This window comes from Kribbella aluminosa (assembly GCF_017876295.1).
Taxonomy (GTDB): Bacteria; Actinomycetota; Actinomycetes; order Propionibacteriales; family Kribbellaceae; genus Kribbella; species Kribbella aluminosa.
This window is the reverse complement of sequence record NZ_JAGINT010000002.1, coordinates 4,463,981-4,485,864: the sequence shown is the minus strand read 5'-3', so window position 1 is coordinate 4,485,864 and position 21,884 is coordinate 4,463,981. Positions and strand designations below refer to the sequence as shown.

Annotated in this window: 26 protein-coding genes; 15 read left to right on the top strand and 11 right to left on the bottom strand. The window is 69.7% G+C overall.

The window, feature by feature from the left end:
- Positions 1-66 precede the first annotated feature (66 nt).
- The 5 genes from JOF29_RS42385 to JOF29_RS42365 all read left to right on the top strand — a co-directional run bounded on the left by JOF29_RS42385 (position 67) and on the right by JOF29_RS42365 (position 5,777).
- The gene (locus JOF29_RS42385; RefSeq protein ID WP_209699911.1) at positions 67-1,755 is read left to right on the top strand and encodes a nitrite/sulfite reductase; all 1,689 of its coding nucleotides are present in this window, start codon (positions 67-69) and stop codon (positions 1,753-1,755) included.
- A 219-nt stretch (positions 1,756-1,974) separates the two neighbouring features.
- A complete protein-coding gene (locus tag JOF29_RS42380; protein ID WP_209699910.1) occupies positions 1,975-2,658 on the top strand; it encodes a phosphoadenylyl-sulfate reductase in 684 nt (227 codons plus the stop codon).
- 121 nt (positions 2,659-2,779) lie between these two features.
- A complete protein-coding gene (gene cysD / locus JOF29_RS42375; RefSeq protein WP_209699909.1) occupies positions 2,780-3,700 on the top strand; it encodes a sulfate adenylyltransferase subunit CysD in 921 nt (306 codons plus the stop codon).
- Complete coding sequence (locus JOF29_RS42370) at positions 3,700-4,986, top strand: sulfate adenylyltransferase subunit 1 (RefSeq protein WP_209699908.1); 1,287 nt, start codon at positions 3,700-3,702, stop codon at positions 4,984-4,986. Before cysD ends, JOF29_RS42370 begins: the two co-directional genes overlap by 1 nt.
- Entirely contained in the window at positions 4,983-5,777 is a 795-nt protein-coding gene (locus JOF29_RS42365) for a sirohydrochlorin chelatase (RefSeq protein ID WP_209699907.1), read from the top strand. Before JOF29_RS42370 ends, JOF29_RS42365 begins: the two co-directional genes overlap by 4 nt.
- A gap of 33 nt (positions 5,778-5,810) precedes the next feature.
- Here the strand turns inward: JOF29_RS42365 and JOF29_RS44265 are convergent, their stop codons facing one another.
- The 4 genes from JOF29_RS44265 to JOF29_RS42355 form a co-directional block, all read right to left on the bottom strand.
- Complete coding sequence (locus tag JOF29_RS44265; RefSeq protein WP_245361301.1) at positions 5,811-5,978, bottom strand: putative endonuclease domain-containing protein; 168 nt, start codon at positions 5,976-5,978, stop codon at positions 5,811-5,813.
- Positions 5,900-6,487: a type IV toxin-antitoxin system AbiEi family antitoxin domain-containing protein gene (locus JOF29_RS42360; RefSeq protein ID WP_245361310.1), complete on the bottom strand. Its 588-nt coding sequence runs from the start codon at positions 6,485-6,487 to the stop codon at positions 5,900-5,902. Before JOF29_RS42360 ends, JOF29_RS44265 begins: the two co-directional genes overlap by 79 nt.
- A 238-nt stretch (positions 6,488-6,725) precedes the next feature.
- Positions 6,726-6,851, bottom strand: coding sequence for a hypothetical protein (locus JOF29_RS45080; RefSeq protein ID WP_281067479.1), 126 nt, complete (start codon positions 6,849-6,851; stop codon positions 6,726-6,728).
- 34 nt (positions 6,852-6,885) lie between these two features.
- Complete coding sequence (locus JOF29_RS42355; protein WP_209699906.1) at positions 6,886-7,872, bottom strand: aldo/keto reductase; 987 nt, start codon at positions 7,870-7,872, stop codon at positions 6,886-6,888.
- Positions 7,873-7,967: 95 nt separating this feature from the next.
- On the opposite strand from JOF29_RS42355, the gene JOF29_RS42350 reads away from it, so the two are divergent.
- Both JOF29_RS42350 and JOF29_RS42345 read left to right on the top strand, forming a co-directional pair.
- The gene (locus JOF29_RS42350; protein WP_209699905.1) at positions 7,968-8,195 is read left to right on the top strand and encodes a ribbon-helix-helix protein, CopG family; all 228 of its coding nucleotides are present in this window, start codon (positions 7,968-7,970) and stop codon (positions 8,193-8,195) included.
- Positions 8,195-9,274 (top strand): Clp protease N-terminal domain-containing protein, encoded by a 1,080-nt coding sequence (locus tag JOF29_RS42345; RefSeq protein ID WP_209699904.1) that lies wholly within the window; start codon positions 8,195-8,197, stop codon positions 9,272-9,274. Before JOF29_RS42350 ends, JOF29_RS42345 begins: the two co-directional genes overlap by 1 nt.
- Before the next feature lie 2 nt (positions 9,275-9,276).
- On the opposite strand, the gene JOF29_RS42340 is transcribed toward JOF29_RS42345, so the two are convergent.
- Positions 9,277-10,206: a polyphosphate kinase 2 family protein gene (locus tag JOF29_RS42340; RefSeq protein ID WP_209699903.1), complete on the bottom strand. Its 930-nt coding sequence runs from the start codon at positions 10,204-10,206 to the stop codon at positions 9,277-9,279.
- Between the two features lie 36 nt (positions 10,207-10,242).
- Positions 10,243-11,253 (bottom strand): cell division protein ZapE, encoded by a 1,011-nt coding sequence (gene zapE, locus JOF29_RS42335; RefSeq protein ID WP_209699902.1) that lies wholly within the window; start codon positions 11,251-11,253, stop codon positions 10,243-10,245.
- A gap of 81 nt (positions 11,254-11,334) precedes the next feature.
- Between zapE and JOF29_RS42330 the strand changes: the two genes are divergently transcribed.
- From JOF29_RS42330 to JOF29_RS42320, 3 genes are read left to right on the top strand one after another with little or no spacing between them, the layout of a single operon-like run.
- The gene (locus JOF29_RS42330) at positions 11,335-12,276 is read left to right on the top strand and encodes an aldo/keto reductase (RefSeq protein ID WP_209699901.1); all 942 of its coding nucleotides are present in this window, start codon (positions 11,335-11,337) and stop codon (positions 12,274-12,276) included.
- The gene (locus JOF29_RS42325; protein ID WP_209699900.1) at positions 12,273-13,613 is read left to right on the top strand and encodes a GH1 family beta-glucosidase; all 1,341 of its coding nucleotides are present in this window, start codon (positions 12,273-12,275) and stop codon (positions 13,611-13,613) included. Before JOF29_RS42330 ends, JOF29_RS42325 begins: the two co-directional genes overlap by 4 nt.
- 34 nt (positions 13,614-13,647) lie before the next feature.
- Entirely contained in the window at positions 13,648-14,622 is a 975-nt protein-coding gene (locus JOF29_RS42320) for a zinc-binding dehydrogenase (RefSeq protein WP_209699899.1), read from the top strand.
- 1 nt (position 14,623) lies between these two features.
- Here JOF29_RS42320 and JOF29_RS42315 read toward each other — a convergent pair whose 3' ends face one another.
- The 4 genes from JOF29_RS42315 to JOF29_RS42300 are packed head-to-tail and all read right to left on the bottom strand — an operon-like array spanning position 14,624 to position 16,364.
- A complete protein-coding gene (locus JOF29_RS42315; protein WP_209699898.1) occupies positions 14,624-14,956 on the bottom strand; it encodes a YnfA family protein in 333 nt (110 codons plus the stop codon).
- The gene (locus JOF29_RS42310) at positions 14,953-15,378 is read right to left on the bottom strand and encodes a MerR family transcriptional regulator (protein WP_209699897.1); all 426 of its coding nucleotides are present in this window, start codon (positions 15,376-15,378) and stop codon (positions 14,953-14,955) included. Before JOF29_RS42310 ends, JOF29_RS42315 begins: the two co-directional genes overlap by 4 nt.
- Positions 15,375-15,677, bottom strand: a complete 303-nt coding sequence (locus tag JOF29_RS42305) for a hypothetical protein (protein ID WP_209699896.1) — start codon at positions 15,675-15,677, stop codon at positions 15,375-15,377. Before JOF29_RS42305 ends, JOF29_RS42310 begins: the two co-directional genes overlap by 4 nt.
- A 42-nt stretch (positions 15,678-15,719) precedes the next feature.
- The gene (locus JOF29_RS42300; RefSeq protein ID WP_209699895.1) at positions 15,720-16,364 is read right to left on the bottom strand and encodes an FHA domain-containing protein; all 645 of its coding nucleotides are present in this window, start codon (positions 16,362-16,364) and stop codon (positions 15,720-15,722) included.
- 105 nt (positions 16,365-16,469) lie between these two features.
- On the opposite strand from JOF29_RS42300, the gene JOF29_RS42295 reads away from it, so the two are divergent.
- From JOF29_RS42295 to JOF29_RS42285, 3 genes are all read left to right on the top strand, one after another.
- On the top strand, positions 16,470-17,546 hold the full coding sequence (locus JOF29_RS42295; RefSeq protein ID WP_209699894.1) for an ATP-dependent DNA ligase: 1,077 nt from the start codon (positions 16,470-16,472) through the stop codon (positions 17,544-17,546).
- A 7-nt stretch (positions 17,547-17,553) separates the two neighbouring features.
- Complete coding sequence (uppS, locus tag JOF29_RS42290) at positions 17,554-18,312, top strand: polyprenyl diphosphate synthase (RefSeq protein WP_209699893.1); 759 nt, start codon at positions 17,554-17,556, stop codon at positions 18,310-18,312.
- Between the two features lie 184 nt (positions 18,313-18,496).
- Complete coding sequence (locus JOF29_RS42285; protein ID WP_209699892.1) at positions 18,497-19,015, top strand: hypothetical protein; 519 nt, start codon at positions 18,497-18,499, stop codon at positions 19,013-19,015.
- 9 nt (positions 19,016-19,024) lie between these two features.
- On the opposite strand, the gene JOF29_RS42280 is transcribed toward JOF29_RS42285, so the two are convergent.
- Positions 19,025-20,899, bottom strand: coding sequence for an ABC transporter ATP-binding protein (locus JOF29_RS42280; protein WP_372446434.1), 1,875 nt, complete (start codon positions 20,897-20,899; stop codon positions 19,025-19,027).
- Positions 20,900-21,037: 138 nt separating this feature from the next.
- On the opposite strand from JOF29_RS42280, the gene JOF29_RS44260 reads away from it, so the two are divergent.
- Positions 21,038-21,478, top strand: coding sequence for an SRPBCC domain-containing protein (locus JOF29_RS44260; protein WP_245359952.1), 441 nt, complete (start codon positions 21,038-21,040; stop codon positions 21,476-21,478).
- Positions 21,475-21,801 (top strand): ArsR/SmtB family transcription factor, encoded by a 327-nt coding sequence (locus tag JOF29_RS44255; RefSeq protein ID WP_307863985.1) that lies wholly within the window; start codon positions 21,475-21,477, stop codon positions 21,799-21,801. Before JOF29_RS44260 ends, JOF29_RS44255 begins: the two co-directional genes overlap by 4 nt.
- The last annotated feature ends 83 nt before the right edge of the window (positions 21,802-21,884 follow it).

Sequence of the window (21,884 nt, the reverse complement as noted above, 5' to 3'; positions counted from 1 at the left end):
AACCGACGACGCTTCGATCTCCCCGCCGCTGGTGAGCACCTGTCACGAGGACAAGGACACGCCCCGATGACTGCCGGCGTCACCACTCCTGCCCGCAAGCCCGCCCGCCCCCGCAAGGGCAAGGGCGAAGGCCAGTGGGCACTCGGATACCGCGAGCCGCTGAACAAGAACGAAGAGAACAAGAAGAACGACGACGGCCTGAACGTCCGGGCCCGGATCGAGAACGTGTATGCGCACCGGGGCTTCGACTCGATCGACCCCGCCGACCTCCGCGGCCGGTTCCGCTGGTGGGGCCTGTACACGCAGCGCAAGCCCGGGATCGACGGCGGCAAGACGGCGACGCTGGAGCCGGAGGAGCTGGACGACCGCTACTTCATGATGCGGATCCGGGTCGAGGGCGGGCAGCTGACCACCGAGCAGCTCCGGGTGATCGCCGAGATCTCGACGGAGTACGCGCGCGACACGGCGGACATCACCGACCGGCAGAACATCCAGCTGCACTGGATCGCGATCGAGGACGTGCCGGCCATCTGGCAGAAGCTCGAGGCGGTCGGGCTCTACACCACCGAGGCCTGCGGCGACGTACCGCGGGTGGTGATTGCCAGCCCGGTCGCAGGGATCGCGGCGGACGAGATCATCGACCCGACCCCGGCCATCACCGAGATCGTCGACAAGTACATCGGCTCGGACGAGTTCTCCAACCTGCCGCGGAAGTTCAAGACCGCGCTGACCGGGCACCCGTCGCACGACGTCGTACCGGAGGTGAACGACATCGCGTTCGTCGGTGTCGTGCACCCGGAGCACGGCCCCGGCTTCGACCTCTGGGTCGGCGGCGGCCTGTCGACGAACCCGATGCTCGCGCAGCGGCTCGGGACCTGGATCCCGCTGGACGAGGTCGCCGAGGCCTGGTGGGGCGTCACCAGCATCTTCCGCGACTACGGCTACCGGCGGCTGCGGACCCGGGCCCGGCTGAAGTTCCTGCTCGCGGACTGGGGCACCGAGAAGTTCCGCGACGTTCTCGAAACGAAGTACCTCAAGCGGAAGCTGATCGACGGGCCCGCGCCGGAGGTTCCCGCCGTACAGGGTGATCACGTCGGCGTGCACAAGCAGAAGGACGGCAAGTACTTCGTCGGCGTCGCGCCGGTCGTCGGACGGGTGTCGGGCGCCAAGCTCGCCCAGGTCGCGGACGTGGTCGCGAAGCACGGGTCGAACCGGATCCGGACCACCGCGCAGCAGAAGCTGCTCGTGCTGGACGTCGAGGAGGCGCAGGTCGAGTCGCTGGTGGCCGAACTCGCCGCGCTCGGGTTCCAGGCGCGGCCCTCGGCCTGGCGGCGGAACACGATGGCCTGCACCGGGATCGAGTTCTGCAAGCTGGCGATCGTCGAGACCAAGGCGAAGGCCGCCCAGCTGATCGACGAGCTCGAGGAGCGGATCCCGGAGCTGGACGTGCCGATCACCGTGAACGTGAACGGCTGCCCGAACTCGTGCGCCCGGATCCAGGTCGCCGATATCGGCCTGAAGGGTCAGCTGGTGATGGATGCCGACGGCAACCAGGTGCCGGGCTACCAGGTGCACCTCGGCGGCGGGCTCGGCCTGGACGCGGGCTTCGGCCGGAAGCTCCGCGGTCACAAGGTCACCGCCGACGACCTGACCGACTACGTCGAGCGCGTCACCCAGAACTACCTGAAGGAGCGCAACGACGGCGAGCGCTTCGCCCAGTGGGTCACCCGAGCGGACCAGGAGGCACTTACGTGAGCGAGCGAAGCGAGTTCACCAAAGAGCACCGCAGCCAATCGCTCGTCGCCGCCGCAGCGAAGCGAGGACGGCGATGAGCGAGCGTGCGGCACCTCTTTATTGCCCGTACTGCGGGGACGAGGACCTCAGGCCCTCCGAAGAAGGCCATGGCGCGTGGGAGTGCCGGCCGTGTGCACGGGTGTTCCAGCTGAAGATGATCGGGTTGCGGGTGACGGTGGAATGAGTGACTTGAAGACGATCGCCGAGGAGGCGAACGAACGTCTTGCCGACGCGTCGGCGGTCGAGGTACTCGCCTGGGCCCGGGAGACGTTCGGCGACGACCTGGTGGTGACCGCCTCGATGGCCGACGGCGCGCTCCCCCACCTGGCGGCGCAGGCGGCGCCGGGTGTCGACGTACTGTTCCTCGACACCGGCTACCACTTCGCGGAGACGATCGGGACCCGGGACGCGGTGGCCGCGACGCTGCCGATCCACCTGATCAACGCGCTTCCGAAGCAGACGGTCGCCGAGCAGGACGCGGAGTACGGCGAGAAGCTGCACGACCGCGACCCGAACAAGTGCTGCGCGCTGCGCAAGGTCGAGCCCCTGAACCGGTACCTGTCCGGGTACAAGGCGTGGGTCACCGGGATCCGTCGCGAGGAGGCGCCGACCCGCGCGAACACGCCGGTCGTCGAGTACGACGAGAAGCGCGACATGGTGAAGCTGAACCCGATCGCCCCGTGGTCGCAGGACGACCTCGACCAGTACATCCAGGACAACGGCGTACTGGTGAACCTCCTGCAGTACGACGGTTACCCGTCGATCGGCTGCGAGCCGTGCACGCAGCGCGTCGCGCCGGGCGAGGACGCGCGCAGCGGCCGCTGGGCAGGCACCGGCAAGGTGGAATGCGGGCTCCACACATGACCGCTGTGCTTTTGGCCGGGCCTTCGGCGCCGGCGTGGTCACGGGGCCTTGGCTCCCGGTCTTCCCTCGTCGCTCCGGTCACTTCGCTCCCTCCGCTCCTCAGTCCAGACCGGGAGGCCCCGTGACCACGCCAACTCGTACACCTGGGGCAACTGTTACCGAGCTGGACGCCCTCGAGAGCGAGTCGATCTTCGTGTTCCGCGAGGTGGCGGCGGAGTTCGAGCGGCCGGTGATTCTGTTCTCCGGCGGCAAGGACTCGATCGTGATGCTGCACCTGGCGCGGAAGGCGTTCGCGCCGGCAGGGGTGCCGTTCACGTTGCTGCACGTCGACACCGGGCACAACTTCCCGGAGGTGCTGGCGTACCGCGACGCTGTCGTGAAGCAGCTCGGCCTGCGGCTCGAGGTGGCCGGGGTCGAGGAGTACATCGCCGACGGCCGGCTGCGCGAGCGCAGCGACGGGACACGGAACCAGCTGCAGACGGTTCCGTTGCTCGACGCCATCAACGCGCACCGCTTCGACGCTGTCTTCGGCGGCGGCCGGCGGGACGAGGAGCGGGCCCGGGCGAAGGAGCGGATCTTCAGCCTGCGCGACGAGTTCGGCCAGTGGGACCCGCGGAACCAGCGCCCGGAGCTGTGGTCGCTGTACAACGGCAAGCACCGGCCGGGCGAGCACGTCCGGGTGTTCCCGCTGTCCAACTGGACCGAGCTGGACATCTGGAACTACATCGAGCGCGAGCAGATCCCGCTGCCTTCGATCTACTACGCCCACGAGCGGGACGTGTTCGAGCGCGACGGCATGCTGCTTGCCGTCGGCCCCTATTCGCAGCCGCGGGACGGCGAGACCGTTGCCCAGCGCACCGTCCGGTACCGCACGGTCGGCGACATGTCCTGCACCGGAGCGGTGGCCAGCGATGCGACGTCGGCGGCCGAGGTCGTGATCGAGGTCGCGGCCAGCGAGATCACCGAGCGCGGCGCCACCCGCGCCGACGACCGGGCCAGCGAGGCCGCCATGGAAGACCGCAAACGAGAGGGGTACTTCTGATGAGCACTCTTCTCAGGCTGGCCACGGCCGGCTCCGTGGACGACGGCAAGTCGACGCTGGTCGGGCGGCTGCTGCACGACTGCAAGGCGATCCTCGCCGACCAGATCGCGCACGTGAAGACCGTCTCCGAAGCCCGCGGCGGCGACTTCGACTTCGCACTGCTCACCGACGGCCTCCGCGCCGAACGCGAGCAGGGCATCACGATCGACGTCGCCTACCGGTACTTCGCCACCGACAAGCGCTCGTTCATCCTGGCCGACTGCCCCGGGCACGTGCAGTACACCCGGAACACCGTCACCGGCGCCTCGACCGCGGACGTGGTGATCATCCTGGTCGACGCCCGGCACGGCGTCCTCGAGCAGACCCGCCGGCACCTCGCTGTCGCCGGCCTGCTCCGGGTGCCGCACGTCGTACTGGCGGTCAACAAGATCGACCTGGTCGGGTACGACGAGGCCGTGTTCACCAAGATCGCCAAAGAGGTCAACGACGTCGCCGACCAGCTCGGCATCGCCGACGTCCAGGCCATCCCGGTCTCCGCACTCGTCGGCGACAACGTCGTCGAGCGCTCCCCGCGGACCGAGTGGTACGACGGGCCGACACTGCTCGAGCTGCTGGAGAACGCCGACGGCCGCACCGACACGTCCCAGCAGCCGCTGCGGTTCCCGGTGCAGTACGTGATCCGGCCGCAGACCGACGACGAGTACCGCGACTACCGCGGCTACACCGGAACCGTTGCCTCCGGCACCGTCACGGTCGGCGACCCGGTGATCGTGCTACCGGCCGGCCGGCGTACGTCGATCGCCGGCATCGACCGCCCGGTCGTGACCGCGACCGGCACCGCGGTGGCCGAGCGCCAGTCCGCGATCGCGGGCGAGGCGGTCACGGTCCGGCTCGCGGACGACCTCGACGTCGCCCGCGGCTCGGTGATCGTCGCCGCCGACGCCTCCCCCGGCACCCGCCGGGAGCTGGCCGCCACCGTGAGCTGGCTGTCCGACCGGCCACTGACCGTCGGGGCCCGGGTGCTGATCAAGCACACCACCACCACCGCACAGGCGATCGTCACCAAGATCGCCGGCGCGCTGGACCTCGACACCCTCGGCGTCATCGACGCCGCCGAGCTCAACCTCAACGACATCGGCAAGGTGCAGCTCAAGATCGCCGCACCGCTGGCCGCCGACCCGTACTCCCGCAACACCATCACCGGATCGTTCCTGCTGATCGACGCCCACGACGGGTGGACCCTCGCAGCCGGAATGATCGACGACGAAGAAGGGGAACTGCTGTGACTGCTCCAGCGCTCGTGATCCTCGCCCACGGCAGCCGCGACCCGCGCTCGGCCGCCACCGTCCACGCGCTCGTCAAGTGCCTGCGCGAGGTGCGTGACGACCTGCGGATCGAAGCCTCCTTCCTCGACCACTGCCCGCCGACGCCGTACCAGGTGCTCGGGAAGCTCGCCGCCGAGGGTGTCGAGGAGGTCGTCGTCCTGCCGCTGCTGCTGTCCGCGGCGTACCACGCACGGATCGACGTACCGGCCGTCATCGACGAGGCGCGCAGCCGGTTCCCGCACCTGCGGGTGATCGCGTCCGACGTCCTCGGGTACGACGACACCCTGCTCGACGTACTGGACCGCCGGATGCGCGCCGAGCTGAAGGGCGGCCGGGTGCGTGAGCTGGACGCGCTGGTGCTGGCCTGCGCCGGATCCAGCGACTCACACGCGAACGCGAGCGTCACCCGCCTCGCGCGGCTCTGGGGTCAGCGGCACAAGCTGCCCGTCACGGCTGCCTTCGTGTGCGCCGCGTCGCCGTCGCCCGCCGAGGCCGTCCTACAGTGGCGGCTGGAGGGCCGGCGCCACGTGGCGGTCGGCTCGCTCTTCCTCGCGCCGGGCGTCCTCCCGGACCGTGCCGAGTCCACGTCCCGCCGGGCCGGCGCCGTCGCGGTGTCCCGCCCCTTGGGCGTCAGCGCCGAGGTGGGCCGGCTGGTCATGCTCCGCTACGGCGTCGCCGGCCTCGACCTCCTGACGCTGGACCCCGCTCCGCGCCCGGTCATCGCACGCCCGGAGCTCGTCCGTACCGCGTGAACCTGCGCGCACGCAGAACCCCCGATCTGGGCCTCAAGCGGCCCACTTCCGGGGGATCTGCCTGCGTGTACGTCCGCCCAGGACAGCCGCCAACGCCTCACCGACCCATCCCTCGTCCAGGATCACGTCCTCCCAGGAGAATCGCAGCAAGGTCCAACCGCGGATCGCAAGGTTGACGTAACGACGGCAGTCGCGACGCAGCGCCTCGCGCGACGCGTGGTACGCGAACGAGTCGGCCTCGAGCACGAGACGCAGATCAGGTCTCTGGTCACCAGGCCCGTGCGCAATGCCGAGTCGACCACCGCCAGAGCCTCGCAGAACGGGAGCGTCCGTGCGCAGTCGAGGACGGTACGCACCGGCGTCGTCGCGCCGTCGAGGTCAGGCACGTCGGCCCAGTGCAGTGTGCAGGCGAGCTTGGTCGCCCTCCTGCGCTGGGTCCGCCGTACCGTGACGTGCGGCTTGAGAGGAGCTGTGACGACGTCCAGGCCGTGATGCTCAGCGGCGCTCTCATGCGACAGCACGCCGCCATGGGCCCGCGCGACCGTCAGGGCCGACACGTCGAGCGGCAACGCATACATGCCACGTGCGACTCGCTTGATCCGCCCCTCGACCAGAGCCAGCCGCAGGTCCCGGCCGTGAACGTACGCCCGGAGCTGCCGGTAGGTCGCGCTACCACCCGCCCTCTGCAGGACGTCGACGACATCGGCCATGGGCCAAGCGTCGCAAAATCCGGCGCGCTGCCGCAGGAGTTGTCCACAGGTGGTCCTGCGTGCACGCAAAACCGCCGAAACCAGCCTCTCCCAGGTCCCACGGGCGGGTTATGTAGGCACCCACGTCCAGCCAACCAGTCGAAGCGAGTCGGATCACCGAAGGAGGCGTCCGTGTAGGGCGAGTCGTCGCCGATCCCGGCGCAGCGCTTGACCCCGTGCCCGCTCTCCCCGCCGGCGATCAGCACGCGGTCGGATCGTCGCCCTGTTCGCGCAGCTTCTCCGCAGCGGCGTCCGCGCGATCTCGATCAGCCCCGGGTGCCGCCGAGCCGAACGCACCCAGCCCGACGACCACGACATCCGCCATCCGCGATGCGGCCAACCTACGAGGCGGGTAGCTGTCAGAGGCCGACCATCGCCATACCGGCAGGGTTGTAGCGGTCGCCCTGGACTCCGACGCGAGCAGCGAGGGCATCGAGATCGGCGATCTCGTCGGCCGACAGCGCGACCCGGGTGGCAGCGGTGTTCTCGTCGATCCGGCCGCGGCGGCGGGTGCCGGGGATCGGCACGATCCACGGCTGCTGGGCGAGCAGCCAGGCGAGCGCCACCTGCCCCGGGGTGCACCCCTTCGGCTCGGCGAGGGACCGGACGTAGCGCACCAGCGCCTCGTTGGCCGTCAGGTTGCCCGCCTCGAAGCGCGGGACCCTGGTCCGGATGTCGCCGGCATCGAACTCGGTCGTCGTGCCGACCGTGCCGGTCAGGAAGCCCTTGCCCAGTGGGCTGAACGGCACGAACCCGATGCCGAGCTCGGCACAGGTGGGCAGCACCTCCGGCTCGGGATCGCGGGTCCACAGCGAGTACTCGCTCTGCACCGCGGTGACAGGGTGTACGCCGTGCGCCCGGCGGATGGTCTCCGCGCCGGCCTCGGACAGTCCGAAGTGCCGCACCTTCCCGGCCTGTACGAGTTCGGCCACCGTCCCGGCGACATCCTCGATCGGCACCTCGGGATCCACCCGGTGCTGGTAGAACAGATCGATCACGTCGATCCCGAGCCGCCGCAGCGACTCCGCGACCCGCCGGATCTGCTCCGGGCGTGAGTTCGTCCCGAGCATCTTGCCGTCCTGGATGTTCCACCCGAACTTCGTCGCGATCACCACCTGGTCCCGCAGCGGCGCCAGGGCCTCGCCCACGAGTTCCTCGTTGACGTACGGCCCGTACACCTCGGCGGTGTCGAAGAAGGTGACGCCCGCCTGCTCGACGGCGTACCGGATCACGCCGATCATGTCGTCGCGGTCACCGGGGTTGGGACCGTAACTCTGCGACATACCCATGCAGCCGAGACCGACCGCGGACACCTGCAGACCTTGACCGAGCGTTCGTGTGTGCATGGCCTGACAGTAGATCCAGTGCGGCGCCGGCAGGGAGACTCTGCCGTTCCAGGTACTGCCAGTACCTCCTTGGATAGCGTGATATCTTGATATCCATGGCGAAGGACCTGACCAAGAACATCCTGTTGCGGCTCGATCCGGAGTTGGCGGATCGGCTGCAGACGGTGGCGTCGGTGGAGGGACGGTCGGTGTCGGACGTGGCGCGGGAGGCGATCGCGGCGCTGGTGGACCAGCGCCGCGAGGACGCGCAGTTCAGCCGTCTGCTGGAGGAGAACCTGACCCGCCACGAGCAGTCGCTGCGCCGGCTGCGTGGCGACGACTGATGCGTTACCTCGAGCGGTACGACGTTCTCGCCGTCGCCGCGCGGGTGCTACGTTGCGGGTCCGACGACGTCGTACGCCGGGCCGACCTGGACGCGATCGACCGGGTGCTGACCGACGTACGGCGGACAGGCGGGCTGGCCGAAGCGGCCGGCGTACTGCTCGCGGGGCTGGTGCGGGCGCGTCCGTTCGACGGGGCGAACCGGGTCGTCGCGGTCGCGGTGGTGCTGCAGTTCGTCTCGCTGAACCGGGCCGACCTGCAACTCGAGCCGGTCGCGGACGTCGACGACCTGCTCGACCGGATCGCGGCCGGCACCGCCGGGCAGACCGAGGCCGTCGCGTTCGTCCGGAGCCGGCTCGACCACCGGCCGGTGACCGCCGAGGACCTGCAGGAACACCTGAAGATCGAGCTACTCGTCGACGACGTCATCGAGGACTGGTGGAGGGGTGAGCCGATGTACGAACAGTTCAGCGATCAGGCCAGGCAGGTCATCGCACTGGCGCAGGAGGAGGCCCGGAACCTCGACCACGTGTACGTCGGCACCGAGCATCTGCTGCTCGGCGTGATCGTCCAGGGCTCGGGCACGGCGGGCAAGGTGCTCACCGACCTCGGCATCACCGCCCCGGGGGTGCGGGACCTCGTGGTGGAGATCATCGGCCGGGGCAAGAGCGGTGCGAACGCGGGGGCGATCCCGTTCACGCCGCGCGCGAAGAGCACGTTCGAGTTCGCGTGGGGCGAGGCGCGGGCGCGGGGCGCGGAGCAGGTCGGCCCGGAGCACCTGCTGCTCGGCGTACTGCACGACGGCGACGGTGTCGGCGGCCAGATCCTCACCAAGCTCGCCGAGGACGTCGATCTGGTACGGCGGAAGCTCGAGCAGCGGATGAACTGGCGACAGCGGTCCGAGGACCTGGCCACCGGAATGCTCGCCGAAGACCCGGCCAAGGACTGGACGACGTACGGCCGACGCCATCACCTGCTCGCCGAGCTGAACGCCGTACTCGACGAGAACGAGCGGCTCCACGAGCAGGTCGCACACCTCCGCGACCTGCTCCGCCGGCACGGCATCGACCCGGACGGCTGAGGTCAGGTCGCGGCCAGGCGCTTCTTCTCCTTCTCGACGTCGAAGTCGGCGGCCGGCCACTGCGGGTTCAGCTCCTTGAGGGTCTCGAGCAGGATCGTGGTGACCGCCCAGTTCCGGTACCACTTGCGGTCGCTCGGGATCACGTACCAGGGTGCGTCCGGGGTGTTACAGCGCTCGATCGCGGCGTGGTACGCGTCCATGTAGTCCGGCCACAGCTGCCGCTCGTCGACGTCGCCCGGGTTGTACTTCCAGTACTTGGTCGGGTCGTCGAGGCGCGCCTCGAGCCGGGTCCGCTGTTCCTCGGGCGAGATGTGCAGGTAGCACTTCACGATCTTGACGCCGCTCGCGGTCAGCTCGGCCTCGAAATCGTTGATCTGGTCGTAGCGCCGGGTCCAGACGTTCGGCGTGACGAGCTCCCGGACGCGGGCGATCAGGACGTCCTCGTAGTGCGACCGGTCGAAGATGCCGATCATCCCGCCGCCCGGTACGGCCTGCCGGATCCGCCACAGGAACCCGCGGCGCTTCTCGGCCGGCGTCGGCGCCTTGAACGAGGTGATCTTCAGGCCCTGCGGGTCCATCAGCCCCGCGCCGTGCCGGATCACGCCGCCCTTGCCGGAGGTGTCCATCCCCTGCAGCACCAGCAGGACGCTCCGCTCCCCGCCGCTGCGCCCCTCGGCGAACAGCCGCTCCTGCCAGTCCGACACCTCGGCCCCGAGACTCGCCAGCGCGTCCTTGCCGTCGTCCTTCGTGCCGCTGAACCCGGCCGTCGACCGCGTGTCGTACGTCGTCAGGTCGATCTCGCCGGCCGGCACCCGCAACAGCTCCCGCAGTCCCCCACCAGCCACCGACTCCTGCGCCTTCGTACCAGCGGCCTTCGCAGCCTTCACGACCGGCTTCTTGGACGCCTTGTCGCCCTTCTTCTGCTTCGCCATCCACTCATCCTGCCTCATCCACCCGCGACTTCGCCGTCACGCAGCGCGGGCCAGCGCGACCAAGCGGGAAAGGGCGCGCAGGTACTTCTTGCGGTAGCCGCCCTTGAGCATGTCCTTGGAGAACAGCTCGTCCAGAGGTACGCCGCTTGCCAGCAGGGGCAGGTTGCGGTCGTACATGCGGTCCGCGAGGACGACCATCCGGAGCGCCACGTTCTCGTCGGTCAGCGGGCGGATGTCGGTGATCGCCACGGTCTCGACGCCGTCGAGGAGGGCGCCGTACTTGCTCGGGTGCAGCTCCGCGAGGTGGCGGTGCAGGTCGACGAAGTGGTCGCACGAAGCGTTCCGGCGTACGGCGGCCTCCTGCTCGACCTTCTCGTCCGGCCAGGGGCCGGGCGCTACCGGGAGGCCGCGGTGGCGGTAGTCGGGGCCGTCCACCCGGCGTACGTCGAAGCGGGCGGCGAGGCCCTGGATCTCGCGGAGGAACTCGACAGCCTGGAAACGGCCCTCGCCGAGTTTGCCGGGGAGGGTGTTGGAGGTCGCGGCGAACTCGACGCCGGCGTCGACCAACTGGCCGAGCAGGCGGGAGATCAGCATGGTGTCGCCAGGGTCGTCGAGCTCGAACTCGTCGATGCAGATCAGGCGATAGGACGAGAGGGCATCGACTGCGGTTCGTAGACCGAGGGCACCGACCAGATTGGTCAGTTCCACGAAGGTGCAGTACATCTTCGGGGCGGCCGACTCGTGCCAGAGGGAGGCGAGGAGGTGCGTCTTTCCGACGCCGAATCCTCCGTCCAGGTAGATAGCCGGTTTGCCCCCGTCCGTGGGGGTGGAGCGGAGGCGGGACCAGAGCGACCTGGTGCGTCTCGGCGCGGCCAGGTGAGTGCCTCGTTCCGTCAAGGCAGCCAGGGCTTCTGACTGGGTGGGCTCGTCGGGGTCGGGGCGGTACGTCGAGAACCGGACGTCCGCGAAGCGCGGTGGGGGGACGCACTCCGACAGCAAGCGGTCGGGGCTGACCTCTGGCCACTGCTCGCTCAACCGCACCACCATGCGCACCACCCTAAGCGTCGTGGATTCGCGGACGCCCTCAGGTCCTGTCTGGATTACCGGACAGGACCTAGGCTCCCGCGCATGACCAACAACTGGCTCCGCCCGCTCGGCTCCACCGGGCTGACCGTCTCGGCCGTCTGCGCCGGCGGCAGCGGTATCGCGGGCATGCCCGCCGTCTTCGGGTACGACGTGACCTCGCAGGAGGCCGTCGACCTGGTACTGCGGGTCTTCGACAGTCCGCTCAGCTGGATCGACACCTCCAACGGGTACGGCGACGGGACCAGCGAGACGCGGATCGGCCAGGCGATCCGGGAGTACGGCGGGCTGCCCGACGGGTTCCTGGTCGCGACCAAGGTGGACGCGAAGGACGGCGACTACTCCGGCGCCCGGGTCCGCGCGAGTGTTGCCGAGAGCAAGGAACGGCTCGGGCTGGACGACCTGCCGCTGGTCTACCTGCACGACCCGGAGGCCCACGACTTCGAGACGATGCGGGACGCCGTCGACACCCTCATGCAGCTCCGCGCGGACGGCGAGATCGGTCACGTCGGGCTGGCGGGCGGGGACACCCGCGAGCTGACGCGGTACCTCGACCTCGGCGGGTTCGAAGTACTGCTCGTGCACAACCGGTGGAGCCTGGCCGACCACTCGGCCGGCGGCATCTTCCAGCGCGCCCGCACCGACGGCATCGCGGTGGTGAACGCGGCGGTGTACGGCGGTGGCATCCTGGCGAACCCGGCGGGCGCGACCAAGTACGCGTACCGCGAGGCGCCGGCCGCCGTGCTCGAGGCCGTCACCGCGATGGACGAGGCCTGCCGCGAGTGCGGCGTCGACCTCGCCACCGCCGCGCTCCGGCACTCGGTGGACGACCCCGGGATCGCCGGGACGGTCGTCGGGATCACCAAACCCACCCGGGTCGATGCACTGGCCGAGGCGTTCGCCGCCGACCTCCCCGACGAGCTGCTTAACCGGTTAGGTAGCCTGCTGCCGGACAAGCGGTACTGGGTCGAGAAGGAGACGACGTGACGAACGGCTTCCCGAGCGGGTTCACCTGGGGCGCGGCCACCGCGTCGTACCAGGTCGAGGGTGCGGTCTCCGCGGACGGGCGCGGCCCGAGCATCTGGGACACGTTCGCGAACACCCCGGGCGCGATCGCGGACGGCACTACCGGCGAGGTGGCCGACGACCACTACCACCGGTTCGCCGACGACATCCGGCTGCTCGCCGACCTCGGGCTCACGGCGTACCGGTTCTCGATCGCCTGGCCGCGGGTCATGCCTGCCGGGGCCGTGAACGCGGCCGGTCTGGACTTCTACCGACGGCTCGCCGAGACCTGCCTGGCGAACGGCGTCACGCCGTACGCGACGCTGTACCACTGGGACCTGCCGCAGCCGCTCGAGGACGCCGGCGGGTGGCTGGTGCGTGACACCGCTGAGCGGTTCCGCGACTACGCCGCCGTCACCCACGACGCGCTGTCCGACGTGATCAAGCACTGGATCACGCTGAACGAGCCGTGGTGCTCGGCGTTCCTCGGGTACGGCAGCGGCGAGCACGCGCCGGGACGGACCGAGGGCACCGACGCACTGAAGGCCGTCCACCACCTGCTGCTCGGGCACGGTCTCGCGCTGGACGCGATCCGCACCGAGGATGGGACGTACGGCATCGCGCTGAACCCGGCGCCGATCCACGCCGCCACCGACTCCCCCGCCGACCGCGACGCCGCGCGCCGGGTCGACGGTCTGCGGAACCGGCTCTTCCTGGAGCCGTTGCTGTCCGGGCAGTACCCGGCGGACGTATTGGAGGACACCCGCACGACCGAGTGGTTCGCGGCGCAGGAGGCCGACCTGCCGCTGATCGGGGCGCCGCTGGACTTCCTCGGCGTGAACTACTACTGCCCGACCACGGTCGCCGCACCGGACGGGCCGATCTCCACGCCCGGTCCCAGCACCCAGCCGGGCAGCGAGAACGTCGGCACCGTCGACCCGGGGCTCCCGAAGACCCAGATGGGCTGGTCGATCCAGGCGTCCGGGCTGCGCGACCTCCTGGTCTCGATCAACAAGCTGGCGCCGGAGCTGCCGTTGTACGTGACCGAGAACGGGTCGGCGTACCCGGACGTGGTGACCGCGGACGGTCAGGTCGAGGACGACGAGCGGCTCGACTACCTGCGGCAACACGTTGCCGTGTGCAAGGACCTGGTGACCGAAGGGTTCCCGCTGAAGGGGTACTTCGCCTGGTCGCTGCTCGACAACTTCGAGTGGGCCTGGGGTTACAGCAGGCGCTTCGGGATCGTGTACGTCGACTACGCGACCCAGCAGCGGATCGTGAAGAAGAGCGGCCGCTGGCTGCAGGAGTTCATCGCTTGACCTCAACTAATGTTGAGGTCCTAGCGTTGGCGCTGTGAAAGCGATCAGACTGCATGCATTCGGCCCGGCGGAGAACCTGGTGTACGAGGAGGTCCCGGAGCCGGTGCCGCCGGCCGGTGCCGTTCTCGTCGAGGTCGAGGCCGCCGGGGTCCATCTCGTCGACACGATGATCCGGGCCGGGGCCACCGGCGGCAGCCCGATCCCGGTGCCGGAGCTGCCGACCGTCCCCGGCCGCGAGGTCGCCGGACGCGTCAGCGCGGCCGGGCCGGACGTCGACCCCTCCTGGATCGGGAAGCGCGTCGTCGTCCACCTCGGCATGGTCCCCGGCGGGTACGCCGAACGTGCGGTGGCGAAGGTGGAGTCGCTGTACGAGCTCCCCGGCCACGTCGACGCCGCGCAGGCGGTCGCCGCGATCGGCACCGGGCGTACGACGGCCGGAATCCTCCAGCAGGCCCGCCTCACGATGGAGGACGTCGTCCTGGTGACGTCCGCGGCCGGCGGGATCGGCAGCTACCTGATCCAGGCGGCGCGGAACGTCGGCGCGATCGCGGTCGGCCTGGCCGGCGGCCCGGAGAAGGCCGAACTCGTCCGCTCGCTCGGAGCGCAGTACGCGATCGACTACCGGGATCCGGACTGGGCGCAGACCCTGAAGGACGCGCTGGACGGCCAGGAGATCACGGTCCTCCTCGACGGCGTTGGCGGCACCAACGGTCAGCAGGCGTTCGACCTCCTCGGCACCGGCGGCCGCGCGTTCCTGTTCGGCTGGTCCGGCGGCGGCCCGATCGAGTTCACCCACCAGGACCTGATGACCCGCAACCTCACCGTCGGCTGGTCCCTGGGCGCCAAAATGGCAAGCCGCCTCCGCGAGCTCGAATCAACCGCCCTCGAAGAAACCTTCGAGGGCCGCTGGCAGGCAGTCACCACAGCCTTCCCACTGTCCGACGCCGCCACCGCCCACAAGTCCCTCGAAACCCGGGCCACCACGGGCAAGGTCGTCCTGATCCCCTGAGCTATCCGCGGGGCGCGTACATGATGACGGCTACGCCGAGGAGGCAGATGGCGGCGCCGGTGAGGTCGTAGCGGTCGGGTTTGAAGTGGTCGACGAGCATGCCCCAGGCCAGGGAGCCGGCCACGAAGATGCCGCCGTACGCGGCGAGGATGCGGCCGAAGTTGGCGTCCGGCTGGAAGGTGGCGACGAAGCCGTAGGCGCCTAGGGCAACTATTCCGCCGGCGATCCAGAGGATGCCGCGGTGGTCGCGCCAGCCTTGCCAGATCAGCCAGGCGCCGCCGATCTCCGCGATCGCCGCCAGTACGAACAGCAGGATGGAACGCAGTACGGTCACGCTCGGCCGCCGCGCGCGCTGAGCTCGGCGAACGGGAGCGGGCAGGCGGGGTCGCCCGCGCAGGTCTCCAGGTCGTCGCAGCCGGCGGCGATACCGGCGCGCAGGGTCTCGGCGATGACCGTCAGGTCGGCGATCTTGGCTTCCACGTCCGCCAGTTTCTCCCGGGCGCGCGTCTGGAGCCCGGTTCCCTCGCCGCGGCGGTGCCGATGTCTCGCGGCGGCCAGCAGTTCGGAGACCTCGGCGAGGGTGAAGCCGAGGCGTTGGGCGGCTTTGATGACGCGCAGGGTGGTGACGGCCTCGGCCGGGTACATGCGGTGGCCGCCGAGGCTGCGGTCTGGTTCGTCGAGGAGGCCGCGGCGTTCGTAGTACCGGAGGGTCTGGAGGTTCACGCCGGCGGCGGCCGCGAGTTCGCTGGATCTCATCGTGGCAGGCGGTCGGTGAGGCCGTCGAGTACGGCGGTGTAGGCCGGCGGGACCGTGATGCGGAGGGTGGTCGCGCCGGTGAGGGTGAAGGTGAAGAACGAGCAGCAGCCGGATTCGCGGGCGATCAGGTCCGCGGTTGGTGTCCGGGCGGCCGGGGCGAGGGTGAGCACGAGGGTGTGGGCGTCGACGCGGTCCGCGTGCCGGAGGTGGTCGGCGAACAGCTGGTCGAACTCGGCGACCCGGAGCGGCTGCTCCGCGGTCGGCAGGGTGCAGGCTTCCGGGATCCAGGTGTCGTCCATGTGTTCGACGGTAAACCTGTACCCAAGTACGGGATGCAAGTCCTACGGCTGGTGCGTCAACGTGAAGCTGACCGCTCCGAAGCTGACCCGGTCACCCGGTCGCACGCGGACGGTGGTGGTGATCCGCAGGTCGTTCACGAGGGTCCCGTTCATCGAGCCGAGATCCCGGAGCAGCCAGCCCTCCCCGACGTACCGCAACTCGGCGTGAAACCGCGAAACAGTCACATCCCCCAGCCGAAGTGTCGCTCCCGGCCCCCGCCCGATCCGCACGGTAGGAGATCCGGGCGCGGGCAAAGCAAGTGCAGCCGGCGGAACAGCCGCCTCCCGACGCACCAGCACAACCCGAGGCAACAGCTCACGCCACGGCCCACGACGCCGGCGACCGCCGGCCGACGCCCCGAGAGGGCTCGGCGCTCCACCACCGCCCACCAGGCGGCCAAGTGTGAGGCGCGGGAGCTTCTTTCGCAGGTTGCGGGTGACGGTGGTGAAGCGGGATTCGCGGCGCGGCAGGTCGCGGAGGACGTCGGCGAGTTCGCCGTGGGTCTGGGCTCTGAGGACGACGTTCATGCGGCGGATGAAGGTGTCGTGAGAGAGACGGCCGGAGCCGGCACCGTCGCGGAGGACGGCCAGGGCGCGGTCGCGTTCGGCGTCCGAGGGACGCGTCCACTCCACCTGGGCCGACGTCATGAGGCCATTGTCCGAGGCAACTCGGCTCCCGTCCACCTGGGAAGTACCGAGGAGGTGTCCAGGAGGTGCCTAGGAAGTGTCGGTGCAGTGGGACAGAATGACAGGATGCGACTGCCAGTGATGCCGCCGGTCAAGCCGATGCTCGCCAAGCCGGTCAAGGAGATCCCCCGCGGAGACCTGTCCTACGAGCCGAAGTGGGACGGGTTCCGGTCGATCATCTTCCGCGACGGCGACGAGGTGGAGATCGGCAGCCGGAACGAGAAGCCGATGACGCGGTACTTCCCGGAGCTGGTCGAGGCGGTGTTGGCCAACCTCCCGGAGCGCTGCGCGATCGACGGCGAGATCATCGTGATCGGCGAGTCCGGCGACCGGCTCGACTTCGAGGTGCTGCAGCAGCGCATCCACCCGGCCGCGAGCCGGGTGAACATGCTGTCCGAGAAGACCCCGGCCAGGTTCGTCGCGTTCGACCTGCTGGCGCTCGGTGACGACGACTACACGGAGCGCCCGTTCGCCGAACGGCGTACGGCGCTGCTCGACGCGCTGGCCGGCGTCAAGGAGCCGATCCACGTCACTCCGGCGACCGCCGACCACGACACCGCCGCGCGGTGGTTCGAGCAGTTCGAGGGCGCCGGCCTGGACGGGCTGATCGCCAAGCCCCTCGACGGCACGTACCAGCCCGACAAGCGGGTGATGTTCAAGATCAAGCCGGAGCGTACGGCGGACTGCGTCGTCGCCGGGTACCGCCTGCACAAGAGCGGCCCGGACCGGATCGGCTCGCTGCTGCTCGGCCTCTACAACGACGACGGCACCCTGGCCAGCGTCGGCGTGATCGGGGCGTTCCCGATGGAGCGCCGCAAGGAGCTGTTCACGGAAATGCAGCCGCTGGTCACGACGTTCGACGACCACCCGTGGGCCTGGGCCAAGCAGGAGGAAGGCGTTCGTACGCCGCGGAACGCCGAGGGCTCCCGGTGGCAGGCGGGCAAGGACCTGTCGTTCACGCCGCTGCGGCCGGAGCGCGTCGTCGAGGTGCGGTACGACCACATGGAAGGTATCCGGTTCCGGCACACCGCACAGTTCGTCCGCTGGCGCCCGGACCGGACGCCGGAGTCCTGCACCTACGAGCAGCTCGAGGAGCCGTTGAAGTTCGACCTGGCCGACGTACTCTCGAGCGCCCAGCGCTGATGCTGTGATGATTCTGTACGGCCTCTACGCGCGCCGCCTGCGCGACCAGCTCAAAGGCCTTCCCAAGCCGCAGCACGTCGCGATCGTGATGGACGGCAATCGTCGCTGGGCGCGCGGCGCCGGGTACGACGACGTACGCGTCGGTCATCGGTTCGGGGCGAAGCACCTGGAGCAGTTCCTGCAGTGGTGCGCGGACGCGGGGATCACCTGTGTCACCGCGTGGGTCGCGTCGGCGGACAACATGCGCAAGCGAGACTCCTCCGAGGTCGGCTACCTGATGGAGCTGACCGAGAGCGTGCTGGCCGAGCATGTACGCCGGGACCACCGCTGGCGGCTGCACGTCGCGGGCCGGCTGGATCTGTTGCCGGACTCAACGGCCCGGGCGCTGAAGGAGGCGGTCGAGCTGAGCGGCGACCGGCGCGCCGGGGACCTGACGCTGGCGATCGGCTACTCCGGGCGGCTCGAGGTGCTGGACGCGGTCAGGTCGGCGCTGGACGAGGCGGCCGCCGCCGGGCGTTCGCTCGAGGACGTCGCGGACGGGCTGACCGAGGAGGAGATCGGCCGGCACCTGTACGTTCCCGGTCTGCCGGACCCGGATCTTGTCATCCGGACGAGCGGCGAGCTGCGGATGTCGGACTTCCTGCTCTGGCAGGCGACCGGCTCGGACATCGAGTTCTGCGACCTGTACTGGCCCGCGTTCCGTGAGGTCGACCTGCTCCGCGCACTGCGAACCTACGGAACGCGAAGACTGCAACGATCCAGTTGAATACTCTGCCGATGCCGCGCCTCCGGTGCGGCGAGTCACGGTGCTGTTACTCCCGGTCTTCCCTCGTCGCTCTGGTCGCTTCGCTCCCGCCGCTCCTCAGTCCAGACCGGGAGGCCCCGTGACTAACCACCGCCGACCGGGCACTATGGAGGCATACCGACTGGTAAGCACCGGAGGTGGCACGATGTACGACGTCGTACTGCTTGTCGAACAGGAACTGTCCGAGCCCGACGCGAAACGCGTCGTCGAACTCCATCAGGACATGCCCGAGCCGATCATGTACCACGTGCTCGTGCCGTGCCACAACGCCGAGGCAGGCGTCGAGGCGTCGATCAGCGCGCTCGGTACGGCGGACCTCTACGGGCCGGGCCTCGCGGGTCAGCGGGACGACCTCGTCGAGGCGCAACGGGCGATCGACTCCGAGGCCAAGGGCTGCAGCGGCCGCAGCGTCCAACGGCTCCGCGATCTCGGGCAGAACGCCGAGGGCGGCATCTCCCACGACCGGCCGATCGACGCGCTGGTCGCGACCGTCCAGCACAGCCAAGGCCAGGAGGTCATTATCCTGACCCGGCCGCACATCGTGGCCGAGTTCTTCCATCTGGACTGGACCAACTCCGCCCGCCGGCATCTCGGCGTACCCGTGCTGCATCTGCTGGAGCACGACTCGCGGCCGGCTGGTGCCGGAGCAGAACCGGGTCAGTGAGTCCGGCTGTCAGACACCTGCCGCTGTGCCGGACTCCTTGAACTGTGTGTGATACAGATCCGCGTACTCGCCGCCGGCCGCGAGCAACTGCTCGTGCGTGCCGCGCTCGATGACGTTGCCGTGGTCAACGACCAGGATCTGGTCCGCGTTCCGGACCGTCGACAGCCGGTGCGCGATCACCAGCGACGTACGGCCTTCGAGCGCGGTGTCCAGGGCCCGCTGGACGGCGACCTCGGACTCGGAGTCCAGGTGGGCGGTCGCCTCGTCGAGTACGACGACCTTCGGTGCCTTGAGCAACAACCGGGCGATTGCGAGTCGTTGCCGCTCGCCACCGGAGAGCCGGTGGCCGCGGTCGCCGACGACCGTGTCCAGGCCGTCCGGGAGCCCGGACACCAGCTCCCAGATCTGGGCCGCCTGCAACGCCGCCACCATCTCGTCCTCGGCGGCCTCCGGCTTCGCGTACAGCAGGTTCGCGCGGATCGTGTCGTGGAACATGTGGGCGTCCTGGGTGACGTACCCGATGGTGTCGTGGAGCGATTGGAGCGTGACGTCACGGACGTCCCGCCCGCCGACCCGTACCGCTCCCCCGGTCACGTCGTACAGCCGAGCGACCAGGTTCGTGATGGTGGTCTTGCCGGCGCCTGACGGGCCGACCAGGGCGATCATCTGGCCGGGTCGTACGACGAAGCTCACGTCCTCCAGGACCTGCGCCGACGCCCGCTTGTCCAGGACGGCCACCGACTCGAGGCTCGCGAGCGAGACCTGCTCGGCGGTCGGGTACGAGAACGCGACATGGTCGAACTCGACGCTGGCCGCATCGGCGGGCAGGTCGGTGGCATCCGGGGCGTTCTTGATCATCGGCTCCAGGTCGAGCACCTCGAAGACGCGCTCGAACGACACCAGTGCGGTCATCACGTCGACGCGCACGTTGGACAACGCGGTCAGCGGACCGTACAGCCGGCCCAGCAGCGCGACGAGGGCGAGCAGCGTCCCGACCGTCAGAGTCTGGCGGACGGCCAGGTTGCCGCCCACGCCGTACACCAATGCCGTCGCGAGCGCCGCGACCAGCGTCAGCGCGGTGAAGAACACCCGGCCGAGCATCGCGATCCGGATGCCCAGGTCGCGGACCCGCCCGGCGCGTTCACCGAAGTCGCGCTCCTCCAGCGCCGGGTGCCCGAACAGCGTCACCAGCAGCGCGCCGCCGACGCTGAACCGCTCGGTCATCGCGGTCGACATCTCGGCGTTCAGGTTCATCTGCTCGCGCGTCATCGCGGCCAGCCGGCGGCCGAGGACCCGCGCCGGGATCAGGAAGATCGGCAGCAGCACGATCGCGACCAGGGTCAGCTGCCAGCTCAGCACCAGCATCGCACCCACCACGAGGATCAGGCTGATGATGTTCGAGACCACGCCGGACAGCGTCGTGGTGAAGGCCTGCTGGGCGCCGATGACGTCGTTGTTCAGCCGCGAGACCAGCGCGCCGGTCTGGGTCCGGGTGAAGAACGCGACCGGCATCCGCTGCACGTGCCCGAACACCTTGGTGCGCAGGTCGTAGATCAGCCCCTCGCCGATCCGCGCCGAGAACGAACGCTGCACCAGGCCGAGCACGGCCTCCACGACCGCGAGCAGCGCGACCACCAGGGCCAGCGCGGTGACGAGACCGGCGTTCCCCTTGGTGATCCCGTCGTCGACGATCTTCTTGAACAGCAGCGGCGACGCGATCACCAGGAACGCGGACGCGATCACCAGCACCAGGAACGCCGTGATCTGCCACCGGAACGGCTTCGCGAACCGGAGGATCCGCCGTACCGTGCCCTTCGCCAGTTTGCGCCCGACGACGGACGCGTCCTGCCGCCGCCAGCCCGCCGCGGCCATCCCGCCCATCATCGACATCGCGCCGCCTCCCTTTTCACTGATCATCTCAACAGCCGGGGCCTGGGAACGCTTCCCGCAACCTTTGGTTGCACTTCCAGTCCGGGTGGTCTACAGTCATGAGCAACCAAAGGTTGCGAAAGGATCAGGGGCATGAGCAGGAGCATCGAGCGGGAGATTCGGATCGAGGCCGCGCCGGAGGTGGTCTACGAGGTGGTCAGTTCGCCGGAGCACCTGCGCGAGTGGTGGCCGGAAGAGGCCGACTTCACGGTGGTTCCCGGCGGCACCGGCACGATCGGCTTCCGGCAGGGCGAAGACGTCATGCAGGTCCCGTTGACCGTGCTCGAGGCCGAGCCGCCGCGCCGGTTCGTGTTCCGCTGGGACTACGACGGCGAGACCGCGACCGCACAGAACTCGGTGCTCGTCACCTTCGAGCTCGTCCCGGACGCCGGCGGCACGCTGCTCCGGTTCGCCGAGACCGGGTTCGACGAGGCCGCCAAGTCCGACGAACTGTTCGCCGACCACACCAACGGCTGGGACTACTTCCTGCCGCGGATCGCGCCGTACGTCGCCCGGCTGGTCGCCAGGCCGTGATCGACGACGAGCTCTGGTCCGCGATCGGCGACCCGACCCGGCGGCGGATGCTCGACCTGCTGCTCGCGGACGGCGGCGGCACGGCGACCGGGCTCAGCGAGCGGCTGCCCGTCACCCGGCAGGCGGTGGCGAAACATCTCGGCGTCCTGGACCGGGCCGGCCTGGTGCACTCCGCGCCGTACGGCCGGGAGCGCCGCTACACCGTGGACGAGGACCGCCTCACCCACGCCATCCATCAGCTGGCCGACGTGACCCATGCCTGGGACCGGCGGCTGCAGCGCATCAAGACGATCGCCGAGGCGATCGAACGGAAGGAAAGGTAGTTCCGATGAGCGAACGCAGCGAGCGAACAAGAAGCAGAGCCGATCACATCGCTCAGGCCAGAGCCGAGCGCAGCGAGGTGGAG